The organism is Aeromonas bestiarum (genome assembly GCF_028751155.1).
Classification (GTDB): Bacteria; Pseudomonadota; Gammaproteobacteria; order Enterobacterales; family Aeromonadaceae; genus Aeromonas; species Aeromonas bestiarum.
This window is the reverse complement of the sequence record NZ_CP064746.1, coordinates 2,825,852-2,844,633: the sequence shown is the minus strand read 5'-3', so window position 1 is coordinate 2,844,633 and position 18,782 is coordinate 2,825,852. Positions and strand designations below refer to the sequence as shown.

General features: G+C 63.4%; 12 protein-coding genes. 1 reads left to right on the top strand and 11 read right to left on the bottom strand.

What is annotated here, in order from left to right; translation table 11 throughout:
* The first annotated feature begins 109 nt into the window (after window positions 1-109).
* A complete protein-coding gene (purL, locus tag IU367_RS13155) occupies window positions 110-4,027 on the top strand; it encodes a phosphoribosylformylglycinamidine synthase (RefSeq protein ID WP_274452125.1) in 3,918 nt (1,305 codons plus the stop codon).
* A gap of 67 nt (window positions 4,028-4,094) precedes the next feature.
* Here the strand turns inward: purL and IU367_RS13150 are convergent, their stop codons facing one another.
* From IU367_RS13150 to nuoG, 11 genes are all read right to left on the bottom strand, one after another.
* Complete coding sequence (locus IU367_RS13150) at window positions 4,095-5,636, bottom strand: HD domain-containing phosphohydrolase (RefSeq protein ID WP_274452124.1); 1,542 nt, start codon at window positions 5,634-5,636, stop codon at window positions 4,095-4,097.
* An 18-nt stretch (window positions 5,637-5,654) separates the two neighbouring features.
* Window positions 5,655-7,088, bottom strand: coding sequence for an HD domain-containing phosphohydrolase (locus IU367_RS13145; RefSeq protein ID WP_274452123.1), 1,434 nt, complete (start codon window positions 7,086-7,088; stop codon window positions 5,655-5,657).
* The gene (locus tag IU367_RS13140; protein ID WP_274452122.1) at window positions 7,085-8,215 is read right to left on the bottom strand and encodes an FIST signal transduction protein; all 1,131 of its coding nucleotides are present in this window, start codon (window positions 8,213-8,215) and stop codon (window positions 7,085-7,087) included. The genes IU367_RS13145 and IU367_RS13140 overlap by 4 nt, the downstream gene beginning before the upstream one ends.
* A gap of 203 nt (window positions 8,216-8,418) precedes the next feature.
* Window positions 8,419-9,882, bottom strand: a complete 1,464-nt coding sequence (nuoN, locus tag IU367_RS13135; protein ID WP_043136710.1) for an NADH-quinone oxidoreductase subunit NuoN — start codon at window positions 9,880-9,882, stop codon at window positions 8,419-8,421.
* A 61-nt stretch (window positions 9,883-9,943) separates the two neighbouring features.
* Complete coding sequence (nuoM, locus tag IU367_RS13130) at window positions 9,944-11,464, bottom strand: NADH-quinone oxidoreductase subunit M (RefSeq protein WP_103472933.1); 1,521 nt, start codon at window positions 11,462-11,464, stop codon at window positions 9,944-9,946.
* 78 nt (window positions 11,465-11,542) lie between these two features.
* Window positions 11,543-13,390, bottom strand: a complete 1,848-nt coding sequence (gene nuoL, locus IU367_RS13125; RefSeq protein WP_274452121.1) for an NADH-quinone oxidoreductase subunit L — start codon at window positions 13,388-13,390, stop codon at window positions 11,543-11,545.
* On the bottom strand, window positions 13,387-13,695 hold the full coding sequence (gene nuoK, locus IU367_RS13120) for an NADH-quinone oxidoreductase subunit NuoK (RefSeq protein WP_042034381.1): 309 nt from the start codon (window positions 13,693-13,695) through the stop codon (window positions 13,387-13,389). Before nuoK ends, nuoL begins: the two co-directional genes overlap by 4 nt.
* Window positions 13,692-14,255 (bottom strand): NADH-quinone oxidoreductase subunit J, encoded by a 564-nt coding sequence (nuoJ, locus tag IU367_RS13115; protein ID WP_241278166.1) that lies wholly within the window; start codon window positions 14,253-14,255, stop codon window positions 13,692-13,694. The genes nuoK and nuoJ overlap by 4 nt, the downstream gene beginning before the upstream one ends.
* A gap of 9 nt (window positions 14,256-14,264) precedes the next feature.
* Window positions 14,265-14,807 carry an NADH-quinone oxidoreductase subunit NuoI gene (nuoI, locus tag IU367_RS13110; protein ID WP_043136700.1) on the bottom strand — a complete coding sequence of 181 codons (543 nt, stop codon included), beginning with the start codon at window positions 14,805-14,807 and terminating at the stop codon, window positions 14,265-14,267.
* Between the two features lie 128 nt (window positions 14,808-14,935).
* Complete coding sequence (gene nuoH, locus IU367_RS13105) at window positions 14,936-15,904, bottom strand: NADH-quinone oxidoreductase subunit NuoH (RefSeq protein ID WP_043555312.1); 969 nt, start codon at window positions 15,902-15,904, stop codon at window positions 14,936-14,938.
* Window positions 15,901-18,639, bottom strand: a complete 2,739-nt coding sequence (nuoG, locus tag IU367_RS13100) for an NADH-quinone oxidoreductase subunit NuoG (protein ID WP_274452120.1) — start codon at window positions 18,637-18,639, stop codon at window positions 15,901-15,903. Before nuoG ends, nuoH begins: the two co-directional genes overlap by 4 nt.
* Window positions 18,640-18,782: the final 143 nt, after the last annotated feature.

Here is an 18,782-nt window from a genome sequence, read left to right as displayed (position 1 = left end):
CGAGTCACACTTGGCAAATCAAGAAAAACGTTTGTCCGGCGTCGGCCTGATCCCTATAATACGCGCGTCTCAATTCCCCCCCACTTTAACACTTGGTGAGAAAGGTCATATGGATATCTTGCGTGGTGCCCCAGCACTGTCTGATTTTCGTGTCCAAAAACTGCTGCAACGCTTCGCACAGATGAGAAAGGAGAGTGGAGTAGAGAGCGGAGTAGAGATAGAGGATGTCTATGCCGAATATGTGCACTTCGCCGAGCTCTCGAGCCCGCTGTCACCGCCCGAGCGAGCGACATTGGGCCAGCTTCTGCGCTACGGCCCGACCATCCCCGAACACACCCCCAGCGGTCAGCTGTTTCTCGTTACCCCCCGCCCCGGCACTATCTCCCCCTGGTCTTCCAAAGCAACCGACATAGCCCACAACTGCGGCCTGACCCAGGTCAAGCGGCTGGAGCGCGGCATCGCCTATTACGTGCAGGCCAAGGGCGAATTGACCCAGGCCCAGTGTGCTGACGTTGCCGCCGTACTCCATGACCGCATGATGGAAGTGGTGTTTGCCGAGATGAGCCAGGCGAGTGCCCTGTTTGCCCACCAGGCGCCGCGCCCCTTCACTCAGGTGGATGTGCTGGGCGGTGGTCGCGCCGCGCTGGCCTCGGCCAACGTGGCGCTCGGTCTGGCGCTGGCCGATGACGAAATCGACTATCTGGTGGAGAACTTCACCAAGCTTGGTCGCAACCCCAACGACATCGAGCTCTACATGTTTGCCCAGGCAAACTCGGAGCACTGTCGTCACAAGATCTTCAACGCCGACTGGACCATAGACGGTGAGCAGCAGCCCAAGTCGCTGTTCAAGATGATCAAGAATACCTTCGAGCAGACGCCGGATCATGTCCTGTCTGCCTATAAAGACAACGCCGCCGTGATGGAAGGCAGCCAGGGTGGCCGCTTCTTCCCGAGCCCGGCCAGCGGCGAGTACCAGTATCATCAGGAGCGCGTCGACATCCTGATGAAGGTGGAGACCCACAACCACCCGACCGCCATCTCCCCCTTCCCGGGGGCGGCCACCGGCTCCGGCGGCGAGATCCGCGACGAGGGCGCAACCGGCCGTGGTGCCAAGCCCAAGGCGGGTCTGGTGGGCTTCACCGTCTCCAACCTGCGGATCCCCGGTTTCGAGCAGCCCTGGGAACAGGACTTCGGCAAACCGAGCCGCATCGTCAGCGCCTTTGACATCATGCAGGAGGGGCCGCTCGGCGGCGCCGCCTTCAACAACGAATTCGGTCGTCCGGCCATTCTCGGCTACTTCCGCACCTTCGAAGAGGAGGTGCCGAGCCACAACGGCGTCGAGGTGCGCGGCTATCACAAGCCCATCATGCTGGCGGGCGGGATAGGCAACATCCGCACCGAACACGTCCAGAAGGGAGAGATCCCGGTCGGGGCCGCCCTCATAGTGCTGGGTGGCCCGGCCATGAACATAGGCCTGGGCGGCGGCGCAGCCTCTTCCATGGCCTCCGGTCAGTCGGCCGAAGATCTCGACTTTGCCTCGGTCCAGCGTGACAACCCCGAGATGGAGCGCCGTTGCCAGGAGGTGATCGATCGCTGCTGGCAGCTGGGGGACGATAACCCCATCGTCTTCATCCATGACGTGGGGGCCGGTGGCCTCTCCAACGCCATGCCGGAGCTGGTCAACGACGGTGAGCGCGGCGGTCGTTTCGATTTGCGCGCCATCCAGAGCGACGAGCCTGGCATGAGCCCGCTGGAGATCTGGTGCAACGAGTCCCAGGAGCGTTACGTGCTGGCGGTGGCGCAGGACAAGCTGCCGCTGTTCAAGGCGCTGTGCGAGCGTGAGCGCGCGCCCTATGCCGTCATCGGCACCGCCACCGAAGAGAAGCACCTCACCCTCTCTGACAGCCACTTTGACAACCAGCCCATCGACTTGCCGCTGGACGTGCTGCTGGGCAAGGCGCCCAAGATGCACCGTGACGTTGTCACCCTGCCTGCCCAGGGCAAGCCGCTGCAGCTCGACGGCACCACCCTCTCCGAGGCGGCCGAGCGGGTACTGCGTCTGCCGACCGTGGCGGAGAAATCCTTCCTCATCACCATAGGTGATCGCAGCGTGACCGGTCTGGTCAACCGTGACCAGATGGTCGGCCCCTGGCAGATCCCGGTAGCCGATTGCGCCGTCACCGCTGCTACCTATGACGGCTATCACGGCGAGGCCATGTCCATGGGCGAGCGCACCCCGGTGGCGCTGCTCTCCCATGCCGCGTCGGCCCGCATGGCGGTGGCCGAAGCGCTCACCAACCTGGCACCGGCTCACATCGGATCGCTCAAGCGGGTCAAGCTCTCGGCCAACTGGATGTCCGCAGCCGGCCATCCGGGTGAGGATGCCGGCCTCTATGAGGCGGTCAAGGCGGTGGGCGAGGAGCTCTGCCCGGCCCTTGGCATCACGATCCCGGTCGGCAAGGACTCCATGTCCATGAAGACCCGCTGGCAGCAGGATGGCAAGGAACAGAGCGTCACCTCGCCGCTCTCCCTGCTCATCACCGCCTTTGCCCGGGTCGAGGACGTGCGCAATACAGTCACTCCGCAACTGCGTACCGATCTTGGTGAGACAGACCTTATCCTCATCGATCTTGGCAACGGCAAGCAGCGTCTCGGTGCCTCCGCCCTGGCCCAGGTCTACCGCCAGCTGGGGGACAAGGCGCCGGATCTCGACAATCCGGTCCAGTTGAAAGGCTTCTTCAACGCCATTCAGGCGCTGGTGGCCGATCGCAAACTGATCGCCTATCACGACAGATCCGACGGCGGTCTCTTCGTTACCCTGACCGAGATGGCCTTCGCCGGTCACTGCGGCCTCGACATCCAGTTGGATCGCATCGGTGGCGAGCTGCTGCCGGCGCTGTTCAACGAGGAGCTGGGTGCCGTCATCCAGGTACGTCGCGACGACAAGGAAGCCGTGATGACACTGCTGGCCGGTCACGGCCTGGCCGCCTGCTCCCACGTGCTGGGCACGGCGCGCGAAGGTGATCTCATCACCCTGCAGCGTGCGGGCCAGGAAGTGTATCGCGCCAGCCGCACTGCACTTCGCACCCTCTGGGGCGAGACCAGCTGGCAGATGCAGCGCTTGCGCGACAACCCGGCGTGCGCCGATCAGGAACATGCCGCCCGTCAGGACGCCACGGATCCGGGTCTGCAGGCCAAACTGAGCTACAACCCGTCCGACGACGTGGCTGCGCCCTATATCGCCCGCGGGGTATCCCCCCGTCTGGCGGTGCTGCGCGAGCAGGGGGTCAACTCCCATGTGGAGATGGCGGCGGCGTTTGATCGGGCCGGGTTCGCGGCGGTGGATGTGCATATGAGCGACATCCTCAGCGGCCGGATCAAGCTGGAAGAGTTCCAGAGCCTGGTGGCCTGTGGCGGTTTCTCCTACGGCGACGTGCTGGGGGCTGGTGAGGGTTGGGCCAAGTCCATCCTGTTCAACGACAACGCCCGCGAGCAGTTCCAGCGCTTCTTCGAGCGTGGCGACACCCTCTCCCTGGGCGTGTGCAACGGCTGCCAGATGATGTCCAACCTGCGCACCCTGATCCCGGGAGCCGATCTGTGGCCGCGCTTCGTGCGCAACCGTTCCGAGCGTTTCGAGGCGCGCTTCAGCCTGGTGGAAGTGCAGGAGTCACCCTCCGCCTTCTTCGCCGGCATGGCGGGTTCAGTGATGCCGATTGCCGTCTCCCACGGGGAAGGGCGAGTGGAGGTGCGTGACGCCGCTCACCTGAGCGCGCTGCAAGCCAGCGGTCTGGTGGGACTGCGCTTCGTGGACAACCGCGGCAAGGTCACCGAGCAGTACCCGGCCAACCCGAACGGCTCGCCGGACGGCATCAGTGCCGTGACCACCACAGACGGTCGCGCCACCATCATGATGCCGCACCCGGAGCGGGTGTTCCGCACCGTGGCCAACTCCTGGCACCCGGACAACTGGGGCGAGGACGGTGCCTGGATGCGGATGTTCCGCAACGCCCGGGTGCAACTGGGTTAATCCCGCAGCGCAATCTGCAACAATAAAAAACCGGCCAGCAGGCCGGTTTTTTTATCTCTGCCTCCTGCTAGCCGTTGCCCAGCTCGTGGGGGGTGAAATCCCCCCGATCCAGAATGCGCAGACAGGCATCCACCACGGCCTCGTCCAACTGGGCTCCCCGCATCCGTATGATGTGTGCCCTGGCCTGGGGAATGCCGAGGGCGGCGCGGTAGGGACGATCCGAAGACATGGACTCGACAATGTCGGCCACGGTGAGAATGCGCGCCTCCAGCAAGATCTGATCCCCCACGAGACCCTCTGGATAGCCTGAGCCGTCGAGATACTCATGATGCTGGTGGATCATCTGGGCGATGGGCCAGGGGAAGGCGATGTCCTTGAGGACCTGGTAACCGGCGCCCGGGTGCTCCTTGACTAGGTTGAACTCCTGGGGGGTCAGCCTGCCCGGTTTGGTGAGGATGTCGACCGGTACCTGGATCTTGCCGATGTCGTGCACCATGGCCCCCAGATAGAGGCCGCGCAGCTGTTTGTCGCCCAGTACCAGCTCGCGGCCTATGGCCATGGCCAGGGTGGCGACATGCTTCTGGTGACCGGCTGTGTAGGGGTCGCGTTGTTCCAGTACGGCGGCGATGGCACCCAGGGCATCCTCCAGCGCCAGCTCCAGCTGACGGGCATGCAGCACCTTGTCCCGTTGTGCGGCGAGATAGGCCTGTTGAGTGCCACGGGCGTGCAGGCCATAGGCCAGGTAATCGGCCAGCTGGCTGAACAGTCGCACCTCCTCCTCGGTGAAGGCCCTGGCCTGCGGGCTGTGGATGAGCAGGGCGCCCCGCACGCTGGAATGCCACGGCAGCGGGAGCAGCAGGCGGGCCCGCAAGGTGGCCGAGTGATGGACAATCTCGCTCGCCAGTGCTTCGTTGCGTGGTTCGTCATCGCGGATGGCCTGACGCAAGGCCGGATCCCGGGTGAGCCAGCGGTCGTTGGCAAACCAGACGGCGTTGCCCGCCTGCGCCAGGATCTGCAGCGCATCCGGCTCCGCGGCCTCCTGCAGCACGGTAACGAGGGGAAAGCGGCCATCGAAGGTGATGGCGTCACAGATCTCCTGCAGCAGCATCTGCTCATTCCCCTGCCTGAGCATGGCATGGTGGGCGCGGCCAATGGCCTCCAGGGTCCAGGTATATTGCAGCAACTGCTCCTGCTGCTGTTTCTTCTCCGTGATGTCATCGAAAAAGACCCCGACGCCGATCACCTGGCCCAGCTCATCGCGCAGGGGAAACTTGGTGGTGCTGAGCCAGCGGGCCTCGCCGCCCTTGAGGTAGGGTTCTTCGTGCCGGTGCGTTGTGCCGTTGGTCATGACCCTGAGATCGTCATCCCGATAGCGCTGGGCCAGTTCGGCCGGGAAAAAATCAGCATCGCACTTGCCGATGATCTGGGCCGGCTCCAGGGCGAGATCATCGGCCAGCAGCCGGTTGCAGGCGGTGAAGACGGAGCGGGTATCCTTGAGCAGGACGCGATAGGGCAGCTGATCCATCACCTGAGCGAAGAGAGGGCCAGCGGGCAACGGCAGCTGGGCGTCGAGCTGATGGCGGGATGAGGGTTCCGGTCTTGAAGTCATCTGTGCTCCTGCGGCTGATCAGCTGGTAGTGAAACGGTAGCCCGCCTGCCACACGGCGAGACAGGCGTTCACCACCTGCTCGTCATAGTGGACGCCGGCATAGCGCGCCAGCTGGGCGAAGGCATCGGTCAGCGACATGGCGCGGCGGAAGGGGCGGTGCGCCGTCATGGCAGCCAGCGAGTCCGCCACCCGGATGATCCTGGCCTCCAGGCAGATGGCATCACTCTGCAGGCCCTGCGGGTAGCCGCTGCCGTCCATGTTTTCGTGATGCTGCTGCACTATGGTGGCGATGGGCCAGGGGAAATCTATCTGCTGCAGGATGTCACAGCCGGCCTGAGGGTGCAGCTTGATCAGTTCAAACTCCACCGGCCTGAGCTCACGGGGGCGGGTGAGGATTTCGGCCGGGATCTGCAGCAGGCCTATGTTGTGCACCATGGCCGCGAGACCGAGCCCATCCAGCCGCTCCTGTGGCAGTTGCAGATGTTGACCTATGGCCAGCGCCAGGTCGTGTACGCGCCTTTCATGGCCGGCCGTGCCGGGATCCTTGTGGGCGATGGCGGAGGAGAGTGCCGCTATGGTTTGAAACAGCAAGGTGCGCTGATGCTGCTCGCTCTCCTTGATATGGGTGATATCGACCAGTGCTCCTATGATGCCGGCCACCTTGCCCTGATGGTCATAGAAGAGATCCTTGAAGTTGAGCACCTGATAACGGTGGCCGCTGCGATCGAGCAGACTGTGCTCGAAATACTGCGGTTGCTTGCTGCGCAGTACCTCCATGTCCCGCTGGCTGTACTCGTCCGCCATCTCGGGCGGCAGAATTTCATCCACGCGTTTCCCCAGCAGCTCTGCCTTGCTGATACCGGTGATCTGGGTAAAGGTCGGGTTGCAACTGATGAAGCGCCCCTCGACGTCCTTGTAGAACACTGGGATGGGGATCGCCTTGAGCAGGGATTCGTTGAAGCGCTGCATGTCCACCAGCTCCGCCTGCTGACGCAGGGCCAGCTGCTCGCTGTCCCGGCACAGCTGGATGGCGCGAGCCAGGTTGCCGAGGATGGGGCTGAACAGGTGGCACAGCTGTTCACCCTCTTGTTCGGCTCTGGGGGAGAGCAGCAGCATGAGGTAGCCCCCTTCGATCCGCAAGCGGTAGGCAAAGGGATAGGGGCGGGAGCCGGGCAGGGGGATGGGGCCGTGCAGGGTGCACTGCTCGCCGTCACTGACCCAGGCGGGCAGCACCAGTGGTTGCCCGTGCTGCTGGATCAACTGCTCGTCCCCGATGGCCTTGACGATCTTGTACTCCCCCTGCGGCAACTGCTGCAGCACGAGACCAACCGGGCAGGCGCAGTGAAACAGAAAGCGTTGCAGCACCTTGGTCAGCAAGGCATCCAGGGTCACCTCGCGTCCGATGCAGAGGGCGAGATCGCAGACGATGGCCATGGCATGGTCGTTGTTCATGACGGCGTTGCTCCGTTGCAGAGAATGGCGCCATTGTGGAAGAGGGGATAATCCCCCGCCCGCAAACTGCCAATCTCGCCGAGTGAGAGGGCGCCGACCAGCTCGCGGGCGCCGCTATGGGTAAACAGCGTGCTCAGCTCGAGCTCGCTCTGCTGGCCAAAATGCTGCTGACGGCCGGCGCAGTAATAGAGCTCCAGCGTGTCGACCGGGCCGTGCTGGCGGAGCTTGCCGGCCAGTTCGATGGCATGGGCGGTCGGGCTATGGGGGGCCTTGAGCAGGGTGAGAATGCTGTGATCCGGCACCTCGCCGACACAGAGCAGGGCGCCCTCTTCGGTGACTGTGACCGGGATCCTCACGACCACGTCGCCATTGGCCCGCAGCAGACCCAGCGGCAGGTGGACGCCGTACTGATAGAACTGCGCCTGGGTCAGAGTCTGCTGAAATTGTTGCCGGACAAGCGACTGGTAGCGGCTGAAGGCGGGCTCCCAGTCGATGAAGGAGACCTTGTTGCCCTCCGTACTGGTGGCAAGCATGGGCTGGGCCATGAGTTGATAGCCATGCTCCAGCAGGGGATAGCTGTGATGGGGCAGTAGGCTGCAGATGACCGCCTGACTCGTCAGGGTCTGGCTGTCGAACAGGCAGGGCATGGCCTTGAACTGGCCGCTGCCCGCATTGACGCCTGCGTAGTTGACCCTGTCCGCCAGCCTGAGATAGATCCCCTCGAGGATGGAGGCGATGTTGGGGATCATGGCATCGAAGGTCAGAAAGAGGGTGGGGGGGCGGGCCGGATCCGGCCATCGCGCGAGCCGGGGCGCCAGCTGTTCGCAGAGCATGGCGGCAAGCCGGTCTGCATCGTCATTTTGGGGTAACGAGATCAGCCGGGGATCGTGGGATGACGGACGGGGCAGCAGCCAGGCGCCCCTGTCATGAAAACCCTGTCGGCTGATGAGGCGGGGAAAGATGGCGCCGGAAAGCGAAATCGCCAGCTGCCGGCATTCTTGCTGCAGCTCGGCGACACGGTCGATATCCTGTTCGGCCAGCAACACATCGAGTCGACCGCCTCGATAGGGGAGCAGTGCATCGACCAGTGAGCGGGCATCAAAGAGGCAAAAGGAGGGCTGCGTCATGGCTCCTGGCTCCATTCCTGTATCTCATGAATATATCAGCAAGGGGCGGGGTGATGATACTCAGCGGTGACCTGCTATGTGACATAAGTGGTTATAAATACGCATAAAAAAAGAGCTTGCCACCTTGCGGCCGTGATCTTGCTCAAGCAGCAATAAAAAACCGGCCACCTGGGCCGGTTTTGTGTTTCTGGCAGAGGCGCTACTTAGCGCAGCACCACGTTCTGGAAGCCCTGCACCAGGCTGATGACGGGTTGGGGGTAGATGCCCAGCGCCACCACTATGATGGCGGAAAGCAGGACCACCATGCCGCCCGAGGAGACGGCCCAGTCGGCCTTGGCATCGCGCAGCTGCATGCCGGGTTCCCGCAGATAGAGGGTGACCATGACGCGCAGGTAGTAATAGAGACCCAGGGCGCTGCCCAGCACTATGGCGCCGGAGAGCCACCACAGCTTGGCATCGACCGTCACCCCGATGAGATAGAACTTGCCGATGAAGCCCAGCGTCATGGGGATACCCGCTAGCGACAACATCATCACCGTCATGACGGCGGTCAGGTAGGGGCGGTGCCAGAACAGACCACGGTAGCTGTGCAGGGAGTCCGCATCCTTGCCGCGATAGGGGCTGGACATCATGCTGATGACGCCGAAGGCCCCCAGGCTGGTGAACAGGTACATCAGCAGGTAGACGCCGGCCGCTTCCACCGGCATCTGGCCGAGGCGGCTGGCGACGATCACCGCCAGCAGATAACCGAAGTGGGAGATGGAGGAGTAACCCATCATCCGCTTGATGTTGGTCTGCAGCAGGGCCAGCAGGTTGCCGATGACGATGGAGACGACCGCCATGGCGGCCAGCAGCCAGTGGATCATGGGATCTCCCGCCGCAGGCACCGCCAGGTAGAAGCGCAGCAGCACGCAGAACACGGCTATCTTGCTGACGGTGGCCAGGAAGGTGGCCACAGGTGCCGGGGCGCCTTCGTACACGTCAGGTGTCCAGAGGTGGAAGGGGGCCAGGGAGAGCTTGAAGGCAAACCCCACCAGCATCAGCCCCAGACCGCCCATCAGCAGCGGGTGGTGAGCCGGGGTGGTGGCCAGGGTCAGGCCGAGATCGCTGAAGCTCAGGCTGCCCGCCTGGGCATAGAGCAGCGCCATGCCAAACAGCAGGAAGGCGGTGGCGGCGGCGGAGAGCACCATGTACTTGATGCTGGCCTCCAGCGAATGGCGCTCGCGGTAGGCGTAGCCCACCAGACCGAACATGGGCAGGGTCAGCATCTCGATCCCGATGAACAGGGAGGCGAGGTGGCGGGAACCGGCCAGCACCAGGCCGCCGGCGGTGGCGATCAGCAGCAGCAGGTAGAACTCTTCCCGGTTGTCCGGATAGCCCTTGAGCCAGGAGCGACCGAAGGTGCAGGTGGCCAGGGCGCCGATGAGCACCAGCCCCATGTAGAAGACGGCGTAGCCGTCTATCTGCAGCAGCGGAGTGACCCCCTGATCACCCTGCGCCATGACGATGGGCAGGGAGAAGAGCGCCAGGTTGAGGCCCGCTATGGTGACGACGAAGGCGGTGTCGTCACAGCGCCGCCAGGCGATGGCCAGCATCAGGGCCAGCATGGCCCCCGTGGTCAGCAGCAGGGGCAACAGGGCCAGCAGTTGAGAAGCTGTGAATGTCATTGCAGTGCTCCTGTAATGGACAAGTAAGGCAACAGGGCCAGCGGTCGGGAAACAGTCAGGTTCATTGCAACGCTCCAGCGGACGGCAGTGCGTACCAGTGCAGCACGCTCATCAGGCTGCTGCCTGCGGTATCGAGCACCGGCTGGGGATAGACACCGAGCAGCACCAGCAGGCCGGCTATGGTCAGCATCATGGCGAGCTCGCGGCTGTCCAGTCCCTTGAGGATCTTGTCGTCCTTGGGCGCGCCGAAGCAGGCCCGTTGCAGCATGATGAGGGAGTAGACGGATGCCAGCACCAGACCGAAGGTGGCGATGATGGTGATGATGGGAGCGACCTGGAAGCTGCCGATGAGGATCAGGAACTCGCCGACGAAGTTGCCGGTACCCGGCATGCCAAGGGAGGCCACCGAGAAGAACAGCATGACGCCGGGCAGGTAGCGCAACCGGCCCCACAGGCCGCCCATCAGGCGCAAGTCACGGGTGTGCAGCCGCTCGTAGAGCTGGCCGCACAGGATGAAGAGGCCGGCGGCGGAGAGGCCGTGGGCTATCATCTGCACCACGGCGCCTTGCAGCGCCAGCTCGCTACCCGAGTAGATGGCGATCATCACGAAGCCCATGTGGGAGATGCTGGTGTAGGCCACCAGCCGCTTGATGTCGGTCTGGGCGAACGCCACTATGGCGCCGTAAACGATGCCGACCAGGCCCAGCAGCATGGCGTAGGGGGCGAACTCGGCGGAGGCCTCCGGGAACAGCGGCAGGGCGAAGCGCAGCAGACCGTAGGCGGCGGTTTTCAGCAAGATGCCGGCCAGGTCCACGGAACCCGCGGTCGGCGCCTGACTGTGGGCATCCGGCAGCCAGCCGTGCAGCGGTACCAGCGGCATCTTGACCGCGAAGGCGATAAAGAAGCCCAGCATCAGCAACCACTGGACGCCCTTGCTCATCGGGGTGTTGAGCAAGTCCTGATAGTCAAAGGTGAACACGCCGGTGGCTGCGTGGTGGGTCAGCACCAGACCCAGGATGGCGACCAGCATGATGAGGCCGCTGACCTGGGTGTAGATGAAGAACTTGGTGGCCGCGTTGATCCTGGACTTGCCGTCGGTGACCGAGTGGCCCCACAGCGCGATCAGGAAGTACATGGGGACCAGCATCATCTCCCAGAAGAAGAAGAACAGGAACAGATCCAGCGCCATGAAGACGCCGAGCACGCCCCCCAGGATCCAGAGCAGGTTCAGGTGGAAGAAGCCGATGCGCTGCACGATTTCCTTCCAGGAACAGAGGATGGCCAGCACGCCGATGAAGCAGGTGAGCATCACCATCAAGAGCGACAAGCCATCCACCGCCAGGTGCAATGAGATGCCGAAGCGGGGGATCCAGGGCAACTGCAGTTCGGCGGCCCAGGCGGACACGCCCGTCTGGGTTGCAAGGGAAAAGTCACCGCTCCACCAGATGGCGCCGGAGAGCAGCAGGCAGGCGCTCATGGACAGCAGGGCGACCCAGCGCACGAAGTATTCACCGAAGCGCTCCGTCTGCCAACAGAGCAGACCGCCGATGAAGGGTATTAACAAGATCCAGAGTAAGGTCACGATATCAGCTCTCGTCTATGTTCTAGTCACTGTGCAGGCCCGTGGGCTTGCTGCGAGTTCAGGGGCTGCATCACGGGATCAGCCGAGCAGCAGCAGGGCCAGGATCAGGGCGGCGCCCATCCCCATGGAGGCTGCATACCAGCGCAACTTGCCGGAAACGGTCCAGGCCAACAGCAGGTGGCCACTCTGTGCCAGCCAGGCCGGCAGGTTCATCATCCAGTCCAGCGGATCCTTGCCAAGCAGACGGGTGCTGAGCAGGTAGGGTTTGACCCACAGCTGATCGTACAACCAGTCAAAGCCCCAGGCATTGAACCAGAGGGTGCTGAGCAGACGGCCAGGCGCGCTGTTCGCCACGCTGGTGGCCAGTCGACGCTCACCCAGGAACAGGAAGGCGGCCAGGGCTATGCCCGCGATGGCGACTATCCCGGAGGCTATTTCCAGCGCATGACGACCCGCTTCTATGTGATCTCCCGGACCGGCCGGCAGTACTCCGGCCAGCGGCGGCACTATCAGGGCCCCGATCCCGGTGGAGAGCACCAGCAGCACCAGCAGCGGCAGCTGGTGGGCCAGACCGTGGCCGGCGTGGGCCTCGGTCTGCACCTTGCCGTGGAAGGCGATGAAGATGAGGCGGAAGGTGTAGAGGGAGGTCAGGAAGGCCCCCACCAGACCGGCCCACAACAGTGTGGTCTGGCCAGATGCCTGCACCTGCCACAGGATGGCGTCTTTACTGTAGAAACCGGCCGTGACCAGCGGCAGCGCGGCCAGCGCCGAGCCCCCGACCAGGAAGCAGGCATAGACCAGCGGCAGACTCTTGCGCAGGCCTCCCATCTTGAAGATGTTCTGCTCGTGGTGGGTCGCGACTATGACGGCACCGGCTGAGAGGAACAAGAGCGCCTTGAAGAAGGCGTGGGTCATCAGGTGGAAGATGGCCCCTTCCCAGGCGCCGACCCCGAGGGCCAGGAACATGTAGCCTATCTGGCTCATGGTGGAGTAAGCCAGGATCCGCTTGATGTCGGTCTGTACCAGGGCCGCAAAACCCGCCAGCACCAGGGTAATGGCACCGACCAGCGCCACCAGATGCAGGATCTCGGGGGCCAGCAGGAAGAGGCCGTGGGTACGGGCGATGAGATAGACACCGGCGGTCACCATGGTCGCGGCGTGGATCAGGGCCGAGACAGGTGTCGGGCCCGCCATGGCATCCGCCAGCCAGGTTTGCAGCGGCAGCTGGGCCGATTTACCGACCGCGCCGCCGAGCAGCATCAGGCAGGCGAACGACAGGGCAGGGGAGCCCTCGGCGAACATCGCGGGCGCGCGCACCAGCAGCTCATGGATGTTGAGGGTGCCCAGCTCCCGGTAGAGGACGAACAGGCCGATGGCGAGGAAGACGTCGCCGACCCGGGTCACCACGAACGCCTTCAGGGCGGCCGCCCCGTTGGCCGGGTTGCGGTAGTAGAAGCCGATCAGCAGGTAACTGCACAGCCCCACCCCTTCCCAGCCGAGGTAGACGAACAGCAGGTCATCGGCCAGCACCAGGAACACCATGCTGGCGATGAACAGGTTGGTATAGGTGAAGAAGCGGGAATAGCCCTCTTCTCCGCGCATGTACCAGGAGGCGAACAGGTGGATGAAGAAACCCACCCCGGTCACCACCCCCAGCATGGTCAGCGACAGGCCGTCCAGCGCCAGGCGGAAGGTGGGATTGAAGCTGCCCACCGACATCCATTGCCACAGGGTCTGGGTGTAGACACCGCCGACCGGCATGGTATTGAGGAAATCGATGCCGACCCACAGGGTGGTGAGGGCCGACAACCCTATGCTGCCGACGCCGATCAGTGCCGAGCTGCGCTCGCCGAAACGGCCGAGGGAGAAGGCCAGCACCAGCCATCCCAGCAGCGGGAATAGAAAAGTCAGGTATAAGAGGCTCATCCGCGCATCTCGCTCACAGTGTCCACGTTGAGGGTGTGGTAACGACGATAGAGCAGCAGTAACAGGGCCAGGCCTATACTGGCCTCCGCTGCCGCCAGAGAAATCACCAGTATGTACATGATCTGGCCATCGGCCTGGGCCCAGCGGCTGCCAGCCACCACGAACGCCAGCGCGGACGCATTCATCATGATCTCGATACTCATGAGGATAAACAGCAAGTTACGGCGGATCAGCAGACCGCACAAACCGATGCAAAACAGCACGGCGGCCAGCAGCAGACCGTGTTCCATGGGGATGCCACTCATTGCTGACCTCCTTCTTGAGATGGACTTGGTGCTGAGCGCACGGCAGTTTTGGGAACGGAAAGCACTTCTCCGCTCTTGTCTTCACGGCCCAGGTGGTAGGCGGTCACCAGACCCGCCAGCAGCAGGATGGAAGCGAGCTCCACCGCCAGCACATAAGGGCCGAACAGGGCGATGCCGACCTCTTTCGCGCTGACGTCGGTCAGACCAAGCTGACCCCCTGTCACGCCGAGGATGCCGTAGGCCAGAAAGCCCAGCAGGACGAGAGAGAGCAGACCCGGACCCACCCAGGTGGTGGGGGTGAGCCAGTTCTTCTCCTGATCTTGGGACGATCCCAGGTTCAGCATCATCACCACGAACACGAACAGCACCATGATGGCGCCCGCGTAGACGATCACCTGCAGGGCTCCCGCGAAGGAGGCACCCAGACAGAAGAAGATCATGGCCACGGCGATGAGCGAAATAATGAGATTGAGCAGCGCATGCATGGGATTGCTGGTGCTGATCACCCGCAGCGTGCTGTAAACGGCTACCAGGGCCGCGGCATAAAATGCCAGTTCCATGATTGACTCCTAGGGCAGCAGGCTCTTGACATCGATAGGTTTGGCTTCGTGCTCGGCATCCCCTTTCGGCTTGCCGTCGATGGCCATACCGCTCATGCGATAGAAGTTGTAATCCGGGTATTTGCCGGGCCCGCTGATCAGCAAGTCTTCCTTCTCGTACACCAGATCCTGGCGGCGGTATTCGCCCATCTCGAAATCCGGCGTCAACTGGATGGCGGTGGTGGGGCAGGCCTCTTCGCACAGGCCGCAGAAGATGCAGCGGGAGAAGTTGATGCGAAAGAACTCCGGATACCAGCGACCATCGTCCCGCTCCGCTTTCTGCAGCGAGATGCAGCCGACCGGGCAGGCCACGGCGCAGAGGTTGCAGGCCACGCAGCGCTCGTCGCCGTCCGGGTCGCGGGTCAGCACGATGCGGCCACGGAAACGGGGAGCGGCATAGACAGCCTCTTCCGGGTAACTCAGGGTTTCGCGCGGGCGCCAGGCATGGGAAAACACCATGCCCAGACTGCGAAGTTGGGTACCGACACCCTTGATTATGCTAACAATTTTCATAGTCGTGCCTCACTGCACATTCATCAGCACCACAGCCCCTGAGCCTTACATCCCGAGCGGGGTGCAAGGCGCGAGGCAAGCAGACGTTCCAGCCAAACGGCATCACAATGTTCATATCCATTCCGGTCTCACTGCGCACTCATCAGCACCACGGCACCCGTGATCAGCATGTTGATCAGGGTCAGCGGCAGGCAGACTTTCCAGCCAAAGGACATCACCTGGTCAAAACGCGGACGGGGCAGGGAGGCCCGCAGCAGAATGAAGAGCACCATGAAGCAGGCGGTCTTCAGGGCAAACCAGATGAAGGGCGGCAACCAGGGGCCGTGCCAGCCACCGAAGAACAGGGTCACTATGAGGGAGGAGATCAGCACTATGCCGATGTACTCGCCCACGAAGAAGAGACCCCATTTCATGCCCGCATACTCGATGTGATAGCCGTCGGCGAGCTCCTGCTCGGCCTCCGGCTGGTCAAACGGGTGGCGGTGGGTGACGGCAACGCCGGCAAACAGGAAGGTGATGAAGCCCAGGATCTGGGGCACCACGTTCCACAAGCCCTCCTGGGCCTCGACTATGTCTCTCAGGTTGAAGCTGCCGGTCTGGATCACTATCCCCATCAGGGAGAGCCCCAGGAACACCTCGTAGGAGAGGGTCTGGGCCGAGGCGCGCAGGCTGCCGAGCAATGAGTACTTGTTGTTGCTCGACCAGCCGGCGAACAGCACGGCATAGACCGCCAGTCCCGCAATGGCCAGTATGTAGAGCAGGCCCACGTTGAGATCCGCCACGCCCCAGGTGGGGGTGAGCGGCACCACGGCAAACGCCAGAATAAAGGCGGTAAAGGCGATGATGGGGGCCAGGATGAAGATCCGGCGATCCGCGAACGGTGGGATCCAGTCCTCCTTGAAGAACATCTTGACCATGTCGGCCGCCAGCTGCAGCAGGCCGAACGGGCCCACCCGGTTGGGGCCGTAGCGATCCTGCCACAGCGCCAGCAGGCGACGTTCGATGAAGCTCATGAAGGCGCCAGCCCCCACTATCCCCACCAGCACGATCAGCGCCTTGCCGACTTCAATCAGCAGCTCCATCAGGGAATCACTCATGCGATCGCCTCCTGCAGGTTGTTGATGTAGGCCTGTTGCAGCGCGGTCGGCAGACCGTTCACGCCGAGCGGCAGACCCAGCAGACCCTGTGCCAGAGCATGGCTTAGCCGCAGCTTGAGGCGCCAGTGGTTGCCACCCCAGGAGAAGCTCACCTGGTTGCCCGCGTTGAGGGCAAGGCGAGCCGCATCGGCCGGGTTCAGCACCAGCTCGGGCTCATTCATGCGGGCCTGGATCACCGGGCTGCGAGCGGAGAGCTCCTCGCCGCCAAACAGCTGGTCATAGTTGACCACCTGCAGGGCTTCCTGAGCCACGAAGGGGGCCGGTATGGCATCAAACCAGCCGAGATTGTCTTCACCCGGTTCCAGCAGGCGGCGACCGGGATCACCGGCGCGCAGCTTGCCGCCCACCTCGTCCTGGAACTTGTTCCAGGCTGACGGGGAGTTCCAGCCCGGCGCCCAGGCAAACGGCACCTGTTGCATCGGCTGGCGGGCACCGGCATAGCCTTCCATGGAGAAGTTGAAGGGGGAGTCCGGATCCTGGGCCACTCTCGGCTCGCTGACGTTCTGATCCGCCAGCATGGAGGTGCGGCCGCTGTAGCGGTGCGGCTCGCGAGCGAGCTTCATGCCACGGATCCGCAGCCCGGCGTTGGGCGAGGCTTCCAGCATGGGGGCGAGCAGCGGCGTCGAGGCGGCGCAGGCACCGCTGATCTCGTCAAGGTTCTGCCAGCGCAGGGGCTTGTTATCGAGAGCCCCCTGCAGCGCGGCCAGCCAGCGCCACCCTTCCCGGATCTGGATATCGGCGTTGTAGAAGGCCGGTGCATAGACCTGGAAGTAGCGCTGGGCACGGCCCTCCATATTGACGAGAGTGCCATCGGCCTCGGCAAAGCTGGCGGCAGGCAGCACCAGATCGGCCTTCTGGGCTGTCTGGGTATCCTGATGATCGACCACCAGCAGGTGTTGCAGGCGGGCGATGGCCGCATCGACCCGATTGCGCGGGGCGCGGCGATAGAGATCGTTCTCCAGGGTCACCAGCGCCAGGTTATCCTGGGCTTCGACGCGCTCAAGGGCAGCTTCCAGCGATTTGCCTGACGACTTGCCTGCATCCAGCATGGCCAGACCCAGACTGTTGGCTTCTTGCGCCACCAGTGCCAGGCTGACGTCCTGACCACGGCCCTTGAGGGCACGGGCTATGTTGCTGGCAGCCTCGATCAGTGCCGGAGTGCGGGCGCCGGAGCCTGCGATGATGAGCGGCTTCTTGGCGTTGCCAAGCAGGTCGGCCCAGCGAGCGGCTTGCGCCTGCTGTTCTTGGCCGAGATCGGCCAGGGCCGGGGCCGAGCTGTCGAGCAGATGGGCGATGGCAAAACCTAGGCGGGCCTGATCCGCGTGGGGGGCGTGCAGTTTTTCTGCCGCCACGTCGTCGAGGCGGGTGCTGTCCAGGCTGGTGATGAGCAGCGGGTAGCGCTCATTCTGGCCCAGGGTCTGCACTGCAGCGACCTGCCACAAGTCCACCTTCATCTTGCGGGCGATCTCGCGCGCCTTGCCCTTGACCGACTGGCGCAGGGCCAGGGCGATACGGGCGGCGCTCATGGTGACATCTTCACCCAGCACCAGAATGGCGTCGGCCTCTTCCATGTCCCGCAGGCTCGGCGTACGAATGCCGCCGTGTTGCAGTATGTGCAACATCTTTTGCAGGCACTCCCACTCGCTCTGCTCGACGCCGCAATAGAAGTTGTCGGCGCCCACCAGCTCGCGCAGGGCGAAGTTGCTCTCCAGCGAGGCGCGGGGAGAACCGATGCCGATGACGCCGGCCGCGGTGCGCAGGGCGTCGGCGGCGCGGTTCAGGGCGCCGTCCACCGTGATGGCCAGCTTGTCGTTGCCGTCACGCAGCAATGGCTGACGCGGGCGATCCGCCAGATTGACGTAGCCATAGCCAAAGCGGCCGCGATCGCACAGGAAGTAGTGGTTGAGGCCACCGTGGAAGCGGTTCTCGATGCGGCGCAACTCGCCGTAGCGCTCGCCCGGGCTGATGTTGCAACCGACCGAGCACTGCTGGCAGATGCTGGGGGCAAACTGCATGTCCCACTTGCGGTTGTAACGCTCGGAGTGGGTCTTGTCGGTGAACACGCCGGTGGGGCAGACCTCCACCAGGTTGCCGGAGAACTCGCTCTCCAGGGTGCCATCTTCGACCCGGCCGAAATAGACGTTGTCGTGGGCGCCATAGACACCGAGATCCTCGCCGCCGGCGTAATCCTTGTAGTAACGCACGCAGCGATAACAGGCGATGCAGCGGTTCATCTCGTGATTGATGAAGGGCCCCAGTTCCTGATTCTGGTGGGTGCGCTTGGTGAAGCGGTAGCGACGGCTGTTGTGGCCTGTCATCACCGTCATGTCCTGCAGGTGGCAGGCGCCACCCTCTTCACATACCGGGCAGTCGTGGGGGTGGTTGGTCATCTGCCACTCCACCACCGTCTTGCGGAACTCCTTCGCCTCCTCGTCCTCGATGGAGATATAGGTGCCATCGGTAGAGGGGGTCATGCAGGACATGACCAGGCGGCCGCGCTTGTCGTCGGCATTCTGATACTGCTTGACCGCACACTGGCGGCAGGCGCCGACGCTACCCAGCGCCGGGTGCCAGCAAAAATAGGGGACGTCCAGCCCTAAGGAGAGACAGGCTTGCAGCAGGTTGTCTGCCCCGTCTACCTCGTACTCTTTACCGTCTACAAAAATGGTGGCCATACAACTTCCCTGACATCAATTAGATAAAACGCGCAGATTGGATTAGCCGGCAGGCGTAATCAGACAATGGCGTCATCAAACATTCGTGAACTCTGGTTTGCACCTGTGTTGCATGAAACGGCCGATCAGGCTTCGCCCATCGG

Excerpts from the sequence above, each read along its gene's own strand:
- nuoN (WP_043136710.1), bottom strand. The coding sequence starts at position 9,882 with ATGACATTCACAGCTTCTCAACTGCTGGCCCTGTTGCCCCTGCTGCTG.
- IU367_RS13145 (WP_274452123.1), bottom strand. The coding sequence starts at position 7,088 with ATGAACAACGACCATGCCATGGCCATCGTCTGCGATCTCGCCCTCTGC.
- IU367_RS13150 (WP_274452124.1), bottom strand. The coding sequence starts at position 5,636 with ATGACTTCAAGACCGGAACCCTCATCCCGCCATCAGCTCGACGCCCAG.
- nuoI (WP_043136700.1), bottom strand. The coding sequence starts at position 14,807 with ATGAAAATTGTTAGCATAATCAAGGGTGTCGGTACCCAACTTCGCAGT.
- nuoL (WP_274452121.1), bottom strand. The coding sequence starts at position 13,390 with ATGAGCCTCTTATACCTGACTTTTCTATTCCCGCTGCTGGGATGGCTG.
- nuoJ (WP_241278166.1), bottom strand. The coding sequence starts at position 14,255 with ATGGAACTGGCATTTTATGCCGCGGCCCTGGTAGCCGTTTACAGCACG.
- nuoH (WP_043555312.1), bottom strand. The coding sequence starts at position 15,904 with ATGAGTGATTCCCTGATGGAGCTGCTGATTGAAGTCGGCAAGGCGCTG.
- purL (WP_274452125.1), top strand. The coding sequence starts at position 110 with ATGGATATCTTGCGTGGTGCCCCAGCACTGTCTGATTTTCGTGTCCAA.
- nuoG (WP_274452120.1), bottom strand. The coding sequence starts at position 18,639 with ATGGCCACCATTTTTGTAGACGGTAAAGAGTACGAGGTAGACGGGGCA.
- nuoK (WP_042034381.1), bottom strand. The coding sequence starts at position 13,695 with ATGAGTGGCATCCCCATGGAACACGGTCTGCTGCTGGCCGCCGTGCTG.
- IU367_RS13140 (WP_274452122.1), bottom strand. The coding sequence starts at position 8,215 with ATGACGCAGCCCTCCTTTTGCCTCTTTGATGCCCGCTCACTGGTCGAT.